This is a genomic window from Microcystis aeruginosa FD4, assembly GCF_009792235.1.
In the GTDB taxonomy this organism is placed as follows: Bacteria; Cyanobacteriota; Cyanobacteriia; order Cyanobacteriales; family Microcystaceae; genus Microcystis; species Microcystis viridis.
Map to the genome: position 1 here is coordinate 1,423,108 of NZ_CP046973.1, position 15,917 is coordinate 1,439,024.

Consider the following 15,917-nt stretch of genomic DNA (forward strand, 5'->3'; position numbering starts at 1 on the left):
ACTTTAGCTGTTCCGATATGCTGAGAGTGTGTTAATTCACACTCTATTTTTTTAACCTGATCAATATGATCTAGCGATAAGCTATCTTGCCGCCGTCAGCCTTGAATAAGTTATCAGTTATCAGATGTAAGTTTTCAGTTCACTTATACTGTTTACTGTTTACTGTTTACTGTTTACTGTTTACTGATAACTGAAAAATGCGCTTACCCACCCTCAAATATGAGCGAGGAACCTTAATTCTCCATCCACCACCAAAAGGGAAAAAATGGCTAGATTTTGCCACTTGGGATGATCGTATAGAAAGATTTCGCATTTTGGCCATTCATTATCGTCCTCTCGTGGAAACCCTACAGGAGGAGGGCATTAACTTCCAAGATGAAGCAAAAGCTTTCAACAATTTAGAATTAATTGCCAGTTTTGAACGGGAACCCTACCCCCACCAAACTGAAGCGTTAATCGCTTGGAAAAAATCCCAGAGAAGAGGTGTCATCGTCCTTCCCACCGCTGCCGGTAAAACCTATCTTGCCCAATTAGCTCTACAATCGACTCCCCGCAGCACCTTAATTATCGTGCCGACTATTGATTTAATGCACCAGTGGTATGCCCAGATGTTGGCGGCTTTTCCCGATGCCGAGGTGGGATTATTAGGGGGAGGTTCTAAGGATAATAGTGCTATTTTAATCGCCACCTATCAAAGTGCGGCAATTTATTCAGAAACTCTTGGCAATCGTTACGCTTTTTTGATTTTTGATGAATGTCATCATTTACCATCGGATTTCTTTCGGAAAATAGCGGAAGATTCGATCGCACCCTATCGTTTAGGCTTAACAGCAACACCGGATCGCGGTGATGGTAGTCATCAAGATTTAGATTATCTTATCGGTGCAATTGTTTATCAAAAAAGTCCCCAAGACTTGTCAGGAAAAGCCCTAGCGGATCATGAAATAATTCAAATTAAAGTGAAACTATCTGCCAAAGAACAGGAAAAATATCAAGAAGCAATTAAAATTCGCAATGATTTTTTAAGAAAAAATAATCTCAGTTTGTCTGGTTTAGATGGTTGGCAAAATTTTGTCATGATTAGTGCCAGAAGTAGCGAAGGGCGCCGGGCGATGTTAGCGCACCGGGAGTCGAAGGAAATATCCTCCGGAACTCAGGGAAAATTGCGGGTTTTAGCCGAGTTAATCTGTGAACACTATCCGGAAGCAATTTTAATTTTTACCAACGATAATGCCACAGTTTACCGCATTTCCGAGAGCTTTTTAATACCTGCCATAACCCATCAAACTCCCGTGAAAGAACGCCATGAAATCCTGACCCATTTTCGTCAGGGAGAATACAAAATTCTGGTGACTTCCCATGTTCTTAATGAAGGGGTTGATGTGCCGGAAGCACGCATCGCGATTATTTTATCGGGAACCGGTTCCACTAGGGAATATATTCAGCGTTTGGGACGGGTTTTAAGAAAAGGCCAACAAGAGGATAAACGGGCGATTTTGTATGAAGTGATAGCCGAAAATACGACGGAGGAAAAAACCTCCCAACGACGACGGGGAGAGCAGAAAAATAAAACTAGCTATAAAACCGGTAATCGACAATTGGAATTATTGCCTTCTCCTCCGAAAAAATCTTTTTCTTTCCCGAAAGCTGCCGAATCTTCTACCCCTTGGGTGAGTTCTCCAGAGTCAGAGGAAGAATAAAAAATTTCTCTGGGGGATTTTCATCTATAATAAAGATAAAAAATCTAGATTGATACCCCTATGACCGAACTTGCCCAACAAAAATGTCAACCTTGTCAATCGGGTTCTTCTCCTATCACTGCCGAGGAAATTACCGCTTTACAGGCTAAAATTACCGATTGGAATCTCTTAGAATACGAGGGTATTCCCCGTCTGCAAAAACTCTATAAATTTGCCAATTTTCAAGGGGCAATCGCCTTTACTAATGCCGTGGGAGAAGCAGCGGAAAAAGAAGGCCATCACCCCGCTTTATTGACAGAATGGGGCAAAGTTACCGTTTCTTGGTGGACCCATGACGTGGGCGGATTACATCAAAATGACTTTATCATGGCTGCCCGTACCGATGATATTTATCGAAAATTTGGGTCTAAAACCCCGTCCTTTAGCGTAGCGGAGGACGGCTTGACATTTCTAGCTAAATAGCTTACCATAGTAAATCTAGTTTGGTAAGTAAGATGTTAAAAGCATTCAAGTACAGAATCTATCCGACCAGTGAGCAATCAGTTTTGCTTGCCAAGTCGTTTGGCTGTGCTAGATGGTTTTACAATTACGCTCTAAGGGACTTGCGCTTTGATAATGTACCTTTTGGGCGAACGCAGTTCGCCCCTACATTGTGGACAAAATCCGTTACTGTAGGGGCGCAAAGCTTGCGCCCTCCGCGCGGAGGGGGTTTGCTGATCACCCCAAGTAGGGGGAGAGCCTTCGAGAACCCCTGCAGCTAAGGGACTTGCGCTTTGATAATGTGCCATCTGGCTGGTCTGATTCTTCTACAGAGCGATTTTCAAAGCTGGGATATTATTCCCACGCAAGTCCCTAAACTTAACATCTGAAACTTACAAGCAAACTGGAAAAGGATTAAGCAGAGACGAAATAATTAAGCTGCTGCCTTCCCTAAAAAAAGAGTATGAGTGGTTAAGCGAAGTACCATCGCAGGTATTACAACAAGCAGCTTTAAATCTTTCTAGTGCTTTCCTTAACTTTTTTGAAGGTAGAGCTAAATATCCTAACTTCAAGAAAAAGCAAAATAGGCAGTCGATTAGATTTCCTCAGCACTGTAAGTTAAAAAATGATGTTTTGGTATTGCCTAAAATTGGTGCAGTCTATTGCCAAGTTTCACGGCAACCAGAGGGAGACTTAAAGTCTGTTACGGTTTCAGTTAATCCATCAGGAGAATATTTCGCATCTTGTCTCTATGATGATGGCAAGGATTTACCCCAAAAATCATCAGAAGGAAAAGCTATCGGGATAGATGTTGGACTAACCCATTTTGCTATTACATCAGATGGGACTAAACACGGGAATCCTAAATACTATCGTAAGTACGAACAAAGATTAGCGAGGAGACAAAAGAAACTTAGTCGCCAGCAAAAAGGGTCTAACAACCGAAATAAAGCTAGAGTTAAAGTGGCTAAAGTTCACTCTAAAATCGTTCGTTGTCGTGAAGATTTTCTGCACAAACTAAGTCGTAAATTAGTTGACAAAAACCAAGTCATAGTGGTAGAAAATCTGGCAGTCAGAAACATGGTCAAAAACCCTAAACTAGCCAAATCAATTAGTGATGTTGGTTGGGGTCAATTCTGTACCATGTTAAAATACAAAGCTGAATGGGAAGGAAAAATCTATATGGAAGTAGATAGATTCTTTCCTAGCTCTAAGACTTGTAGTAACTGCTTAAATTGTGTTGATAGTTTAAGCTTAGATATTCGTAGTTGGCAATGTCCTAAGTGTAGAGAAACCCACGATAGAGACATCAATGCCGCTAAGAATATTCGAGATGAAGGTTTACGAATTTTGGCGGTAGGGCATACCGCTACTGCTTCTGGAGGGAGAGTAAGACCAAGTAAAGGCACTGCTTTTGCCAGGCATCTCCCTGTGAATGAAGAATCCCCACGCCTTTAGACAACGGGAGTGTCAACGCCAACAAAAGGCTTAATCGTAGGCACGAATCATCGCTTGGGTTCCCTGTTTAATTCCCTTGCCTTCGTCCAATTCCGCTACTACTTTAAATAGAGTTGCTGCTAAATCTGTCCCAGGCAGAATTTCCCCGGCTGTCTGGGCAGTTTCTTTGACTAATCGCAAATCTTTTAAGATATGTTCAATCATAAAACCGGGCTGTAAATCTTGGGCGAGGATTTTTGGTCCCAAATTTTCCAACGCCCAAGAAGCCGCCGCTCCTGTTTTACAGACTTCTATGACTAAATGGGGGTCTAATCCTTGAATTTTTGCCATTTTGAGAGCCTCACACAGCGCCACCATGTGAACCGCCCCCAAGACTTGATTACAGAGTTTTACCGCTTGTCCATTGCCGATTTCGCCACACCAGCGAATAGTTTTGCCCATGGCGTGAAAACAGGGTAAACAAGTCTGAAAATCCGTTTCTTTCCCCCCCCACCATAATAGTTAAAGTGCCGTTTTTAGCCCCAATATCGCCCCCAGAGACGGGAGCATCGAGAAAACGGAGATTATTTTCCTCTAGCTTTTTACCAATCATCCTAGCGGCTTGAGAGCCAATGGTACTCATATCCACCACCAGAGTTCCCACCGCTGCCGATTCCATCACACCCCCCGGTCCTAAAATTACCGCTTCCACGTCAGGCACATCCCCGACGCAGGTAAAGACAATCTCGGCATCCCTGACGGCGGCGGCAATATTAGAACAAATGTTCGCACCCGCTGCCCCAGCAATGGTTATCCCCGGCGCCTCTGGGGTACGATTCCAAGCATTGACAGCAAAACCTTGACGGACAAGATTAGCCGTCATCGGCGCTCCCATCACTCCTAATCCTAAAAAGGCAATTTTTTGACTCATGATTTTCGTAATCAAGGTAAAGGGAATTATGAATTATGAAGTGGGAATTATGAATTATGACGTGGGGTGTATTTTCAGTGAACAGTAAACAGTGAACTCAAATCTGATAACTGATAACTGATAACTGATTACTGATAACTGTTTTAGGATTCTACCATTTGCAGAAATTGGGCTTCTGAAAGGGTTTTAATGCCTAATTTTTGAGCCTTTTTGAGTTTTTCGCCGGGAGCTTTACCGAGGAGAATATAATCAGTGTTCGCACTGGGGGAACCGGTAACAGTACCACCGACATTAATAATCAATGATTTCGCTTTCTCGCGACTGATTTTGCTGAAGGTTCCTAGTATAACTACGCTTTTTCCCCTTAGGGTATTTTCTGCGGATTTTTGACTCGTCTGGACTATCTTTGCTGCGGGTTGCACTTCTAAACTTGTATCGGCAACCGTGATTTTTTCTGCTGTCACCACAGGAGTCTCCTCGGCAACCACTGGGGGAGTTTCCGGTTCTTCTACTATAGGAGTCTCCTCGGCAACCACTGGGGGAGTTTCCGGTTCTTCTACTACGGGAGTTTCACTAATAATTGCTTCCGGTTCATTGGTGGTAATAGGGGCAGTTTGTGGAAAGAAATCGTCTCTTTCTTGTTGTAGGTTTTGAATTTGAACCTCTAAAGTGGCGATTTCTTGTTGCTTAGTTGTTAACTCACTCTCAAACTTAATTTTTTCCTTTTCTAAAGCTTTAGCTGCCGTTTTTTGGACTTCTAAACCTTGAGTTAGTTGGCGATTTTGTTGGCTTAATTCATCGATATGACGGGAAGTTGTGGTTTCTAATTGGTCTTTTTCGGCACTTAACTGGTGTAGTTGAATCTCTAAATTAGAAATATTTTCCCGATAGGTTTCTAACTGTTGGGGTAACTGGGTTAATTCCTGTAATTGCCCTTCTAAATCAGCAATTTTTTCGGCAGCAGTGGTTAATTGTGGCGGTAATTGGGTTAATTCCTGTAATTGCCCTTCTAAATCAGCAATTTTTTCGGCAGCAGTGGTTAATTGTGCCGATAATTCCCCTTTCTGGACTTCTAAAGCTTGTAACTCCAGTTTAGCTGCTTCGAGATGAGCGCCGAGACTGTCCTTTTCGGCGGTTATAGCTGTCACTTGAGCGAAGGTTTCTTGCAGTTTTATAGTTAAATTGTCGCATTCTTGCCCTAAAGAGAGCGATCGAGTTTGACTTGCGGCTAAATCTTCGCTGAGAGACTTTTTTTCCTGTTCTAACCAGGTAATTTGACCCTGTAAGCTGGCTATTTCTTGCTGTCCTCGCTCATACTGTTCTGTTTGGTGAGCTAGATTCTGTTCTAAGGTTTGAATTTGACCTTGCAAGCTGGGAATTTGGGCGGCTAAATCGCTTAATTCCAGATTTTTATGCTCTAAATCGGCCACTTTGACCTTGAATTCCTCGGCTTTTTCTAGATCTTGCTGTAAGAAAGTTTTATCCTCTTCTAGGGTCTGAATTTGACTATAGAGAGAGGTGGTCTGTTTTTTGGTCAAATCAAATTGACGGTTAATTTCGCCTTTTTGCTGCTCTAAAGTTTGAATCTGTGCCTCTAGGCTAGTAATTTGGGCTTTTTCTGCCTCTAACTGCTCCATCAAACCAGCTTTCTCCGCTTCTATTTCCTTAGCGGTGGTTTTCAGGTGTTCGATTTCACCCTCACCTATCTGCACAGCTTGCTGGAGGGACTGGAGAGAATTTTCTAAATCCGTAGCTTTGTGCTGTAATTGGGCGGAATGTTGTTCTATGTGAATTATTTTGGCGTGCAGCTGCTGATTTTCGTCTTTTAAATCTGATTGCGCCACGTCTAAACCCTTGACTTGAGCCAACAAATCTGAGTTACTTTGCTGTAATTGCGCTTGTGCGGCTAAAAGGGCGGTATTTTTGCTGACGAGACTAGAGCGCGACCAGAGGAATAGTCCTCCGAAAACAACACTTAAACCTAATCCTTCATAAATTAATTCGTTGAGCATATCTACCCTCCTAGACAAGCGAAAAACAGTCACCTAACCGAACTGATGCGGCAATTTTGGTTATAGACCTACATCTCTACTTATATCAGTTACGGGGTGCATTCGGGGGAAGGGCGGGGAAAAAGTCACTTCTTTCATCTTGGGGTAAAAAGGTAATTTAGCTATTCGCGTCATATTAACCTGTACCTGATCCCATTCTTGGGTGATTTCCTGGTCGATTTCTTCCTGATGATTAAAATAGTAGCCCATGGCCGCATGAGCTTCGGCTGGCTTTAAATTAAGGGTGCTGTCGGCATATTTCTTCTACAGACCAACCGTAGGTAAGATAATCCATAACAATCTGTGCGACTCGAATAGGTGGTAATCGCTGTAATCGTGCGGGTTGATCGTCTTGCTTCTCAATATGTGGGTAACTCAATGCTCACATACTACTTTGTTGTTGTTAATGGGACTACATAGGGTCTGCTGAAAAAGTTTTCCCTGGGGGCAGGGTGTGGGGTGTGGGGTGTGGGGTGTAGGGTTTTACCGATTTTCAGGTGGTCAACTACCTAATTTTCAGGGAAAAAGTACCTGAATTTTCCCCCCGATCACCCCTAGCCAAGGCACTTTTTGATGGGAAAAAAGTCTAAAAGTATTATCCAACAAGGTTTTTAGATTTATTCAGCAGACCCTACATAGGACAAACTACAAAGAGCCTTATCCCGTTCCTCCTCCCTCCACAAGGAGAATCCGTTGATTCTTCGGCGCGTTAGCGAAGCTAGGGGGGAAACTATGCCTTTTTGTCAGCTAAAACGCATCTTAGATGCGTTTTAGCAAGGCAGGAGGCAGAAGGCATCAGGAATAAGCGGTTGAGAGTTTTTTGAATTATCAAGATATGTAACTTAAGTGCGTCTAAGCTTATATTCTGAGCGTTAGCGAATGCGGTGATCGCTCTTCAAAATTAGTGGTTTTAGAATACATCATCTCTAATACTATTTTTCAAAAGTAATGACAGAGATGGTTATGCCTGCTGCATCTCAATTTTGTCGAAATATCTAGATGGCATTTTGGGCGCACGCAGTTCGCTCAACTCACTGACCACGGTGCGCCCCTACCATTGGCGCAATCATATTAGAGTAACGAAGAGCCGAAATTATTATAGGCGTTCTCATGTTTTGATAATCCCACAGGGTCGTCAACACAAAATTAGGTTACGCTTCATCTTTATGAGAAAGGATGCAATACCAGGAGCGAATTTTGGGGAGATTTACTACCATACTTAATTTCATTTGTCAAGAAATTCGCTCATTTTTAGGTGCGATCGCTTTTTACACGATTATTCCCGTTCCGATTGCTTGGCCTGATTTTGGCAGAATTGCCCGATGGATTCCCCTAGTGGGCTTATTTTTGGGTTTAATTCTGGTTTGGCTCGATATAACTCTAGCCGGTCTGGGAATGCCCCCCTTAACTCGTGCGGTTGTCCTTGTGGGAGTTTGGGTTTATCTAACGGGAGGACTACACCTTGATGGAGTTAGTGACACGACCGATGGTTTAGCTGTCACCGACCCCCAGCGTCGTTTAGCGGTCATGGCCGATAGTGTTACCGGGGCCTTTGGAGTCATGGCCGTGACTATGGTTTTGCTGTTAAAAATCGCCGCTTTGACTGATTTAAGCGATAATCGAGCTTTAGCTCTAATTTTAGCACCAATTTGGGGACGTTGGGGGCAAGTAATGGCGATCGCTCTTTATCCCTACCTCAAACCCACCGGCAAGGGAGCCTTTCATAAAGTGGCTTTTTGTCTGCCCTGGGACTGTGGGGGAGTAATTTGGGGATTAATCGCCCTATTTGGCGGTCTAAGATGGGGAATAATCGCCATTAGCACCGGAATCGCCCTCGCTCTGCTTACTGGTTACTGGTTATATCGTCGTCTTTGGGGTCACACTGGCGATACCTACGGTGCGGTAGTGGAGTGGACAGAGGCTCTATTCTTGGTTTTGTTGACAATAATTACCTAATAGACCTCTTGCATAATTAATTTTTGGGGATTCAAAAACGTCAAAAATAAGGATTAAATTGGCTAAAATCTGTAAATAGAGCATTTAAGTGATTATTATTCATTCTTAATTCTCCTGACTACTGACTACTGGCTACTGACTCCTAACCAACCGGGACAATTTTTGATTTTTACCAGAGGTTTAATTTTTGCCCTCCACGGCCCGTAAACGGGTTAATTTCAGGGTAAATTTTCCCCCACCGGTTTCTCCGAAAGCTCTCACCCGAATAATATACTTACCCGACTCGGTAATGCGCGCAAAAAGGAGGGCATTAGTGCCACCATCGGGACCATCATCATTTTCCGCTACAGTGGAACCATCGGCGGCCAGGAGAATTAACACCCCATCAAAATTTTCCGATTTGAGATCGATGGCTACCTGATCGTCCTTGTCCAAATCTACGGTATAATCCCTAGCAAACCCCCCTTCACCCGTGGGAATATCTTTGTCGGTGAGAGTATCGTTAATTTCTTTATTGAGGATTAAGGGGACGGGATTATAGATTTTTTCTGCTCGCATCGGTAAAGATTGACCGCTTAACCAGAATAAAGTGAGTAAGACGCATAAACCAGAATAGCGACCAGTCAAAGGAAATCTTGTCATAGGGGCAGATGTTCGTTTTCTCAATCTCCCTATTCTACAAAAAACTGATAAACCCCAACTAAGTTCAGACCCGTAGTTTTTCCTCCTCTGTTTTAAGATGAGTTTTGACCCATCAGCGATCAGCCAAAACGAGAGGAAAAGCCTTAATTGCTTGCTCAAAAGCAGAAACCAAGGCTCCGAAGCTCCGCTTCGCTGTTATGGCAGCTGTGATAATTGACATCTTCGCGCAACCATTGCCAGAGATGGGCAAATTCAAGTCTGAATTGCATCACTGTCTGTGTAGATTTGAAGCCCTTGCCGTTAAATTTATCAAATCTTAAAAAGACTCTAAGTTACGCGATGTGCAACTAAAAACGACAGAATCAGGGTTCCAGAGGATACTTTATCTCTGCTGATTTCTGAGAGCCTTGTAAATCAAGACTAAAAATATAGTTGCACACGGGGTCTAAGTTAGGGTCTGCTGAAAAAGTTTTTCGTGGGGACGGGGTGTGGGGTGTGGACTTCGGCCGTGAGATCAGGCTTCGACGGTGAGCTTTTGCCGAACCGCCGAACGGGTGTGGGGTGTAGGGTTTTAGCGATTTTGAGGGGGTCAATTACCTAATTTTCAGGGAAAAAGTCCCTGAATTTTCCCCCCGATCACTCCCAGATCTGGTACTTTTTGATTTCCCAAAAGTCTAAAAGTCTTACCCAACAAGGTTTTTAGATTTATTCAGCCAGCCCTAAGTTACTTTTAAAAATAAAGGTATGTTAGCGACAGCGTAACACGCCCTACTTATACAACTTTTGCCAGAGGTCTAAGGCAAAGTCGTCCTAAAAGGACAGGGTTTCAAACCGAGGATTTGCGATGATACAATAAGGTTAGGCCAAAATGCGATCGCAAGAGATAAAGCATGGTTCAAGCACCCATCGAACCCCAACTTTTCTATCCTGACTCCGACGGTAAACCCATGGCCGACAACACAGTTCAATATCGCTGGATTGTTCGCTTGGTTGCCAATCTCAGGTATTTATTTAAGGAGCAAACCGTCTTTGTCGCCGGGGATTTGCTCTGGTATCCCCAGCAGGTAACTGTACCACCCGCTCCTCGTCAAGCTCCCGATGCCATGGTGGTTTTCGGCCGGCCACCGGGTGAGCGGGGCAGCTATAAACAATGGGAAGAAGACAATATTGCTCCCCAAGTAGTGTTTGAAATCCTCTCTCCGAGCAATAGTGCCAGGGAAATGCTCAAAAAGCAGTCTTTCTATCGGGAGCATGGGGTATTAGAAATGTTTTTCTATGACCCAGACTCCCATGATTTCTGGGGATTGGTGCGGGCTAATCAGCAAGAGGATTTTTTCCCGGTGACGGCTTTGAATTTTCCTTGGACTTCCCCAATCCTAGGGATTCGCTTTGAGATGTTTGAAGAGGGTTTAGAGGTCTTTTATCCCGATGGGGAACGATTTAAAGACCCTGAAACCCTCTTTGAGGAACGCAACCAAGCACAACAAGAACGCAACCAAGCACAACAAGAACGCGACCAAGCGCAACAAGAACGCAACCAAGCGCAACAAGAACGCAACCAAGCACAACAGGAACGTGATCGCGCTTTTGCCCGATTACGGGAATTGGGCATTGACCCGACCGAGTTGTGATAATAGTTAATTAGGGTTTGCAGCAAAAAGTACGGGCGAAGCATTCGGATAGAAAATCTACGGGTTCACCGATAGGTTATTGCCCGAATGCTTCGCCCCTACAGGACGCGGGCCGATGAAGATGCAAGGTTTTGAACCACGATTCTCTCAAAATCTTGCACCTGTTTCGCTCGTAAAGCCCCAAAACCCTTACTTTGCATACATTTCACATTTATTCAGCCAGCCCTAATTAATCTTCAGCTTAAGGGGGATTAAGGGGGGATCAATTGTTGAAATAAATCCCAAAGTTATTAACTCAATCCTCCTGTTTTGACTTCTTCCCTTGAGATAGTTGGCGATTGAAGAAAGCGCCAAATCCCAATAAACCTAAGCCCAGAATTGTGCTAGGTTCAGGGACGGATTGGGATAGGGATATTGGTTGGGCAGTACCCGAAATTTCTCCAATCCGAAATCCTGCAATCATACCAATATCTCGAACAACAAAATCAAGAGTGTTGATGCCTGCTTGAAACCCACTGTTAACGTTGAAACCCATAAAAGAGGTAAAATTAAAACCACCAAGATTGTTAGGAATTGTCCCAATGCTAACTCCGTTAATTAAGATTTGATCGAGAAAATTGTCCGCAGCCCATGTACCCACGATCGAAGCTGTACTTGGGTTGAGTCCAGTTAGGTCGAAAGTTGTCCTGAAGGTTCGGGTGACATTTGCGGGTTGACCATCAGCTTGTTGCCAAATCCAGCGAGAGGTTGAAGTATTAGCAACGTAACTACTAGGTATATTAGCCTGATTAATGACAATTCCAGCACCTGAAGGACTCACAATACTGTAATGAGGATCAGATGCACCATCACTAAGGGATGCACCAAGACTATCCACACCAGTTGCAAAAAGACCTGGAATAGAAGCTGCCTGTGCAGCACTTCCTACGGCGAGAATGATAAGTATTACCCCCCCCCGACGGAGTTTTTGATAAGTTTCGCTAATAACATAAGCACATACCTCTTAAAAAATGTGGTTCTGCCTGATTTATAATGTTTAATTCTGTAGATTTGAAACTCTTGCCGTTAAATTTATCAAATCTTGAAAATACTCTAATAAATTTATCAAATCTTAACAATACTCTAAGTTACTTATAAAAATAAAGGTATGTTAGCGACAGCGTAACACGCCCTACTTAGGGACTTGCGTGGGAATAATATCCCAGCTTTGAAAATCACTCTGTAGAAGAATCAGACCAGCCAGATGGCATATTATCAAAGCGCAAGTCCCTTATTGGAAGGGGTTCTCGAAGGCTCTCCCCCTACTTAGGGTGATCGGCAAACCCCCTCCGCGCGGAGGGCGCAAGCTTTGCGCCCCTACAGTAACGGATTTTGTCCACAATGTAGGGGCGCACTGCGTTCGCCCAAAAGGTACATTATCAAAGCGCAAGTCCCTTATCTCTCTTCTGTCAAAGGTAGAAGCACTATCTTCTTCATGAATCGGCAAAATTCACTAAAATAGCAATAGACCAAATCAGAGAGAAAAAATTAGCTATGGCAACTACATCCGAAGACGTATGGCGACTCTTAGCCGAATTAGCGACTGCTCAAAAAGAAACTGACAAACAACTGAAGGAGACTGACCTACTATTGAAGGAAGTTAGTCAGCAACAGAAGAAAACTGACAAACAACTCAAAGAATTAGGTCAGCAAATTGGGGGACTCGGTGCCAAATTCGGCAGCTTTACCGAAGGACTTGCCCTTCCTTCAATGGAAACGATTCTCAGACAACGCTTTGGTATGGAAGTTGTTAGTCCTAGTGTGCGAGTCAGTAAAAATGGACAACACCTAGAAATTGATGTTCTTGCCTATACTAATGGTGAGCTAAATACTGCTTATATCGTCGAGGTTAAAAGTCATGCTAGAGAGGAGTCTATTTCACAATTAAAAAGTATTTTGCTACGGTTTCGCCGCTTTTTCCCTGAACACAAAGATAAAAAACTCTATGGCATATTAGCGGCGGTTCATTTATCATCAGAATTACGGGAAAAAATTCTGCAAGAAGGGTTTTATGTGGCTCGGATTCATGACCAAGTATTTGAATTGGATATTCCCGATAATTTTCAACCTCGACTTTATTAAAAATTTAGATGTAATCCTAAATCCTGTTATTAAATGATTATTTATTCCCCTTTTTGCCTTTTAGATGAGCAGAAAACGGGTTTCTCCGAGAAACCCGTTTTCTGTGCGTTACTCAACGGATTTAGTATAAAAGGACAGGGTTTCAAACCGAGGATTTGCGATGATACAATAAAGTTAGGCCAAAATGCGATCGCAAGAGATAAAGCATGGTTCAAGCACCCATCGAACCCCAACTTTTCTATCCTGACTCCGACGGTAAACCCATGGCCGACAACACAGTTCAATATCGCTGGATTGTTCGCTTGGTTGCCAATCTCAAGTATTTATTCAAAGAGCAAACCGTCTTTGTCGCCGGAGATTTGCTCTGGTATCCCCAGCAGGTAACTGTACCACCCGCTCCTCGTCAAGCTCCCGATGCCATGGTGGTTTTCGGTCGTCCACCGGGTGAGCGCGGCAGCTATAAACAATGGGAAGAAGACAATATTGCTCCCCAGGTGGTGTTTGAAATCCTCTCTCCGAGCAATAGTGCCAGGGAAATGCTCAAAAAGCAGTCTTTCTATCGGGAGCATGGGGTACTAGAGATGTTTTTCTATGACCCAGACTCCCATGATTTCTGGGGATTGGTGCGGGCCAATCAGCAAGAGGATTTTTTCCCGGTGACGGCTTTGAATTTTCCTTGGACTTCCCCAATACTAGGGATTCGCTTTGAGATGTTTGAAGAGGGTTTAGAGGTCTTTTATCCCAATGGGGAACGATTTAAAGACCCTGAAACCCTCTTTGAGGAACGCAACCAAGCACAACAAGAACGCGACCAAGCACAACAAGAACGCGATCGCGCTTTTGCCCGATTACGGGAATTGGGCATTGACCCGACCGAGTTGTGACTATAATTAATCTTCAGCGGAGATACCGTCATCTTCCACCACCGCTTCGGTGATAGGAGAGGGCGGAATTTCCGTTAAGGGAGATAAATCGGCAGGGGGGGCTACCACGCGATCGAGTTTTAGGGTTAAATAACGAATAACCTCATCACTTAAACGCATGGTGCGTTCCATGGGGGCGACTTGTTTGCCGGTTGCCTGATAATTCATCTGCACATAGACACCATCATTGAGTTTTTTGATGGGATAGGCCAGACGTTTTTTACCCCACACCTTAACTTGAATGTCTGTGGCGCTGTGTTCGCTAATCAGAGTCCGATAACGTTCCACTTGTTGCTGAACGACTTCTTCCCCTAAATCGGGACGGAGAATGTAAAGAGTTTCGTAGTTATTGCTCATCTCAGAATCCTTATGGACTAGAAGGCTTCTTTGTCAAGACCGGAGGTTAATTGATTTTCATAACTCTCTAGCTTTTAATAAAGAAGCAAGGATATATGATCATACTACTATCCGAGAGTCGATCGCTAGTCATTCCCAGAAAAATATGGCGCAACGCTATGTACGAGTGAAACATCGTCAAGGACAAATCTTCTACGGACTGTTACAGCTAAACCGTAGCGTTGCTGTCTTTGATGCCCCTCCCTGGCAAGGAGGGCAACTAACCAAGCTAGAATTAGAATCTGATAGCTACCAACTATTAGCCCCCTGTTTCCCGTCGAAAATTATTGCCGTGGGCAAAAACTACCGCGCCCACGCCGCCGAGATGGGAACACCTGTACCAGAAGAACCGCTTTTATTTCTCAAGCCACCGACAACAATTATCGCCGATGGTGAAACGATTTTTTATCCGCCCCAATCCCAAAGAGTGGATTATGAGGGAGAATTGGCATTAATTATCGGAGAAACGGCCAAAAACTGCACCACAGCCCAGGCCAGAAGCAAAATCTGGGGTTATACCATTGCTAACGATGTCACCGCTAGGGATTTACAGAAAAAAGATAGCCAATGGACGCGGGCGAAAGGATTTGACAGTTTTTGTCCCCTCGGCCCTTGGATTGTCCGGGAATTGAGTATCGGGGCCCAATTAACCACTTTTCTCAATGATGGCAGCGAACCCAAACAAAGCAGTTATCTCAGTGATATGGTTTTTCCCCCCGATGTCTTGGTGGCTTATATCTCCCAAGTGATGACCCTGCTGCCGGGGGATGTGATTTTAACGGGAACTCCCGAAGGAATCGGACCGCTGCAGGTGGGGGATAAGGTTCGGGTGGAAATAGAAGGCATCGGGGTTTTGGAAAATAGCGTCATGGCAGCAGCATCAATTAGCGATAATTAACAATGCGGGCGAATACGGCGGGGTCTAGACTCGCCCCACCGACTAAAGCCCCGTTTATCTGCGATTGAGCCATAATTTCATCGATATTATCGGGTTTTACCGAACCACCGTACTGAATGGTGACTTCGGGATTGTCTAATTGTTGCCGAATCAAACCGATAACGCGGTTCGCTTCCTCGCTTTCGCAGGTTTCCCCCGTGCCAATCGCCCAGATGGGTTCGTAGGCGATAACGAGGTTTTTTTGGTCAACATTGACTAAACCTGCTTGAATTTGCTTGATAATTACCTTTTCCGTTTCTCCGGCATCTCTTTGGGCTTTACTTTCTCCCACACAGATAATCGGGGTTAAACCCTGTTTTTGGGCAGATATAACCCTTAAATTGACGGTTTCATCGGTTTCGCCAAAATATTGCCGGCGTTCACTGTGACCGATAACCACATAGTGAACCCCGATTTCGGTTAACATATCCGCCGAGATTTCGCCCGTATAAGCCCCCGATTTTTCCCAGTGGACATTTTGCGCCCCCAAGCGAATACGACCGCCGTGGAGGGTTTTAGAGAGGACAGCTAAAGCTGTGAAAGGCGCGCAAAGAACTACTTCTCGGTCGTCGGGGGTTTCCTCTAGATGGGATTTAAAATCTTGCACAAACTCCAAAGCTTCTCTTTGGGTTTTGTACATTTTCCAGTTACCTGCAATAACAACTTTCGGCACAGCTTAATTAATTTAGTAGATTTGATAATTTATGGTACA

Annotated in this window: 15 protein-coding genes and 2 pseudogenes; 9 read left to right on the top strand and 8 right to left on the bottom strand. The window is 44.0% G+C overall.

The features are described from left to right. The first annotated feature begins 197 nt into the window (after window positions 1–197). The 4 genes and pseudogenes from GQR42_RS07280 to GQR42_RS07295 all read left to right on the top strand — a co-directional run. Window positions 198–1,700 carry a DEAD/DEAH box helicase gene (locus GQR42_RS07280; RefSeq protein ID WP_158199456.1) on the top strand — a complete coding sequence of 501 codons (1,503 nt, stop codon included), beginning with the start codon at window positions 198–200 and terminating at the stop codon, window positions 1,698–1,700. Window positions 1,701–1,760: 60 nt separating this feature from the next. Further along, window positions 1,761–2,162, top strand: coding sequence for a 4a-hydroxytetrahydrobiopterin dehydratase (locus tag GQR42_RS07285; protein WP_158199457.1), 402 nt, complete (start codon window positions 1,761–1,763; stop codon window positions 2,160–2,162). 32 nt (window positions 2,163–2,194) lie between these two features. Then, window positions 2,195–2,461 carry a helix-turn-helix domain-containing protein gene (locus tag GQR42_RS29875; protein WP_158199458.1) on the top strand — a complete coding sequence of 89 codons (267 nt, stop codon included), beginning with the start codon at window positions 2,195–2,197 and terminating at the stop codon, window positions 2,459–2,461. A gap of 76 nt (window positions 2,462–2,537) precedes the next feature. Then, window positions 2,538–3,638 (top strand): annotated as a pseudogene (locus tag GQR42_RS07295) (RNA-guided endonuclease InsQ/TnpB family protein); the annotation flags it as partial. Between the two features lie 30 nt (window positions 3,639–3,668). On the opposite strand, the pseudogene GQR42_RS07300 reads toward GQR42_RS07295, so the two are convergent. The 4 genes and pseudogenes from GQR42_RS07300 to GQR42_RS27570 all read right to left on the bottom strand — a co-directional run bounded on the left by GQR42_RS07300 (window position 3,669) and on the right by GQR42_RS27570 (window position 6,978). Further along, window positions 3,669–4,548: pseudogene (locus GQR42_RS07300) on the bottom strand (NAD(P)-dependent oxidoreductase). A 143-nt stretch (window positions 4,549–4,691) separates the two neighbouring features. Then, window positions 4,692–6,560 carry a BRCT domain-containing protein gene (locus GQR42_RS07305; protein ID WP_158199459.1) on the bottom strand — a complete coding sequence of 623 codons (1,869 nt, stop codon included), beginning with the start codon at window positions 6,558–6,560 and terminating at the stop codon, window positions 4,692–4,694. Window positions 6,561–6,620: 60 nt separating this feature from the next. Beyond that, window positions 6,621–6,809 carry a hypothetical protein gene (locus GQR42_RS27565; RefSeq protein WP_199273287.1) on the bottom strand — a complete coding sequence of 63 codons (189 nt, stop codon included), beginning with the start codon at window positions 6,807–6,809 and terminating at the stop codon, window positions 6,621–6,623. Between the two features lie 28 nt (window positions 6,810–6,837). Next, a complete protein-coding gene (locus GQR42_RS27570; RefSeq protein ID WP_199273288.1) occupies window positions 6,838–6,978 on the bottom strand; it encodes a hypothetical protein in 141 nt (46 codons plus the stop codon). Between the two features lie 818 nt (window positions 6,979–7,796). Here GQR42_RS27570 and cobS point away from each other — a divergent pair. Next, the gene (cobS, locus tag GQR42_RS07315) at window positions 7,797–8,555 is read left to right on the top strand and encodes an adenosylcobinamide-GDP ribazoletransferase (RefSeq protein WP_158199460.1); all 759 of its coding nucleotides are present in this window, start codon (window positions 7,797–7,799) and stop codon (window positions 8,553–8,555) included. Window positions 8,556–8,735: 180 nt separating this feature from the next. On the opposite strand, the gene GQR42_RS07320 is transcribed toward cobS, so the two are convergent. After that, window positions 8,736–9,197, bottom strand: coding sequence for a PPC domain-containing protein (locus GQR42_RS07320; protein ID WP_158199461.1), 462 nt, complete (start codon window positions 9,195–9,197; stop codon window positions 8,736–8,738). 890 nt (window positions 9,198–10,087) lie between these two features. Here GQR42_RS07320 and GQR42_RS07325 point away from each other — a divergent pair. Next, entirely contained in the window at window positions 10,088–10,828 is a 741-nt protein-coding gene (locus GQR42_RS07325) for a Uma2 family endonuclease (protein ID WP_158199462.1), read from the top strand. A gap of 295 nt (window positions 10,829–11,123) precedes the next feature. Here the strand turns inward: GQR42_RS07325 and GQR42_RS28450 are convergent, their stop codons facing one another. Next, a complete protein-coding gene (locus GQR42_RS28450) occupies window positions 11,124–11,705 on the bottom strand; it encodes a PEP-CTERM sorting domain-containing protein (protein WP_233271307.1) in 582 nt (193 codons plus the stop codon). Window positions 11,706–12,361: 656 nt separating this feature from the next. On the opposite strand from GQR42_RS28450, the gene GQR42_RS07335 reads away from it, so the two are divergent. Further along, window positions 12,362–12,949 carry a DUF3782 domain-containing protein gene (locus GQR42_RS07335; RefSeq protein ID WP_158199463.1) on the top strand — a complete coding sequence of 196 codons (588 nt, stop codon included), beginning with the start codon at window positions 12,362–12,364 and terminating at the stop codon, window positions 12,947–12,949. Between the two features lie 206 nt (window positions 12,950–13,155). Continuing rightward, window positions 13,156–13,833: a Uma2 family endonuclease gene (locus GQR42_RS07340; RefSeq protein WP_158199464.1), complete on the top strand. Its 678-nt coding sequence runs from the start codon at window positions 13,156–13,158 to the stop codon at window positions 13,831–13,833. A 6-nt stretch (window positions 13,834–13,839) separates the two neighbouring features. Here the strand turns inward: GQR42_RS07340 and rpsF are convergent, their stop codons facing one another. Then, window positions 13,840–14,229 carry a 30S ribosomal protein S6 gene (gene rpsF, locus GQR42_RS07345; RefSeq protein WP_158199465.1) on the bottom strand — a complete coding sequence of 130 codons (390 nt, stop codon included), beginning with the start codon at window positions 14,227–14,229 and terminating at the stop codon, window positions 13,840–13,842. Window positions 14,230–14,374: 145 nt separating this feature from the next. Here rpsF and GQR42_RS07350 point away from each other — a divergent pair, with 145 nt between their 5' ends. Then, complete coding sequence (locus tag GQR42_RS07350) at window positions 14,375–15,166, top strand: fumarylacetoacetate hydrolase family protein (RefSeq protein ID WP_158202420.1); 792 nt, start codon at window positions 14,375–14,377, stop codon at window positions 15,164–15,166. Here GQR42_RS07350 and tpiA read toward each other — a convergent pair. Further along, window positions 15,153–15,878, bottom strand: coding sequence for a triose-phosphate isomerase (tpiA, locus tag GQR42_RS07355; RefSeq protein ID WP_158199466.1), 726 nt, complete (start codon window positions 15,876–15,878; stop codon window positions 15,153–15,155). The genes GQR42_RS07350 and tpiA overlap by 14 nt on opposite strands. Window positions 15,879–15,917 lie beyond the last annotated feature (39 nt).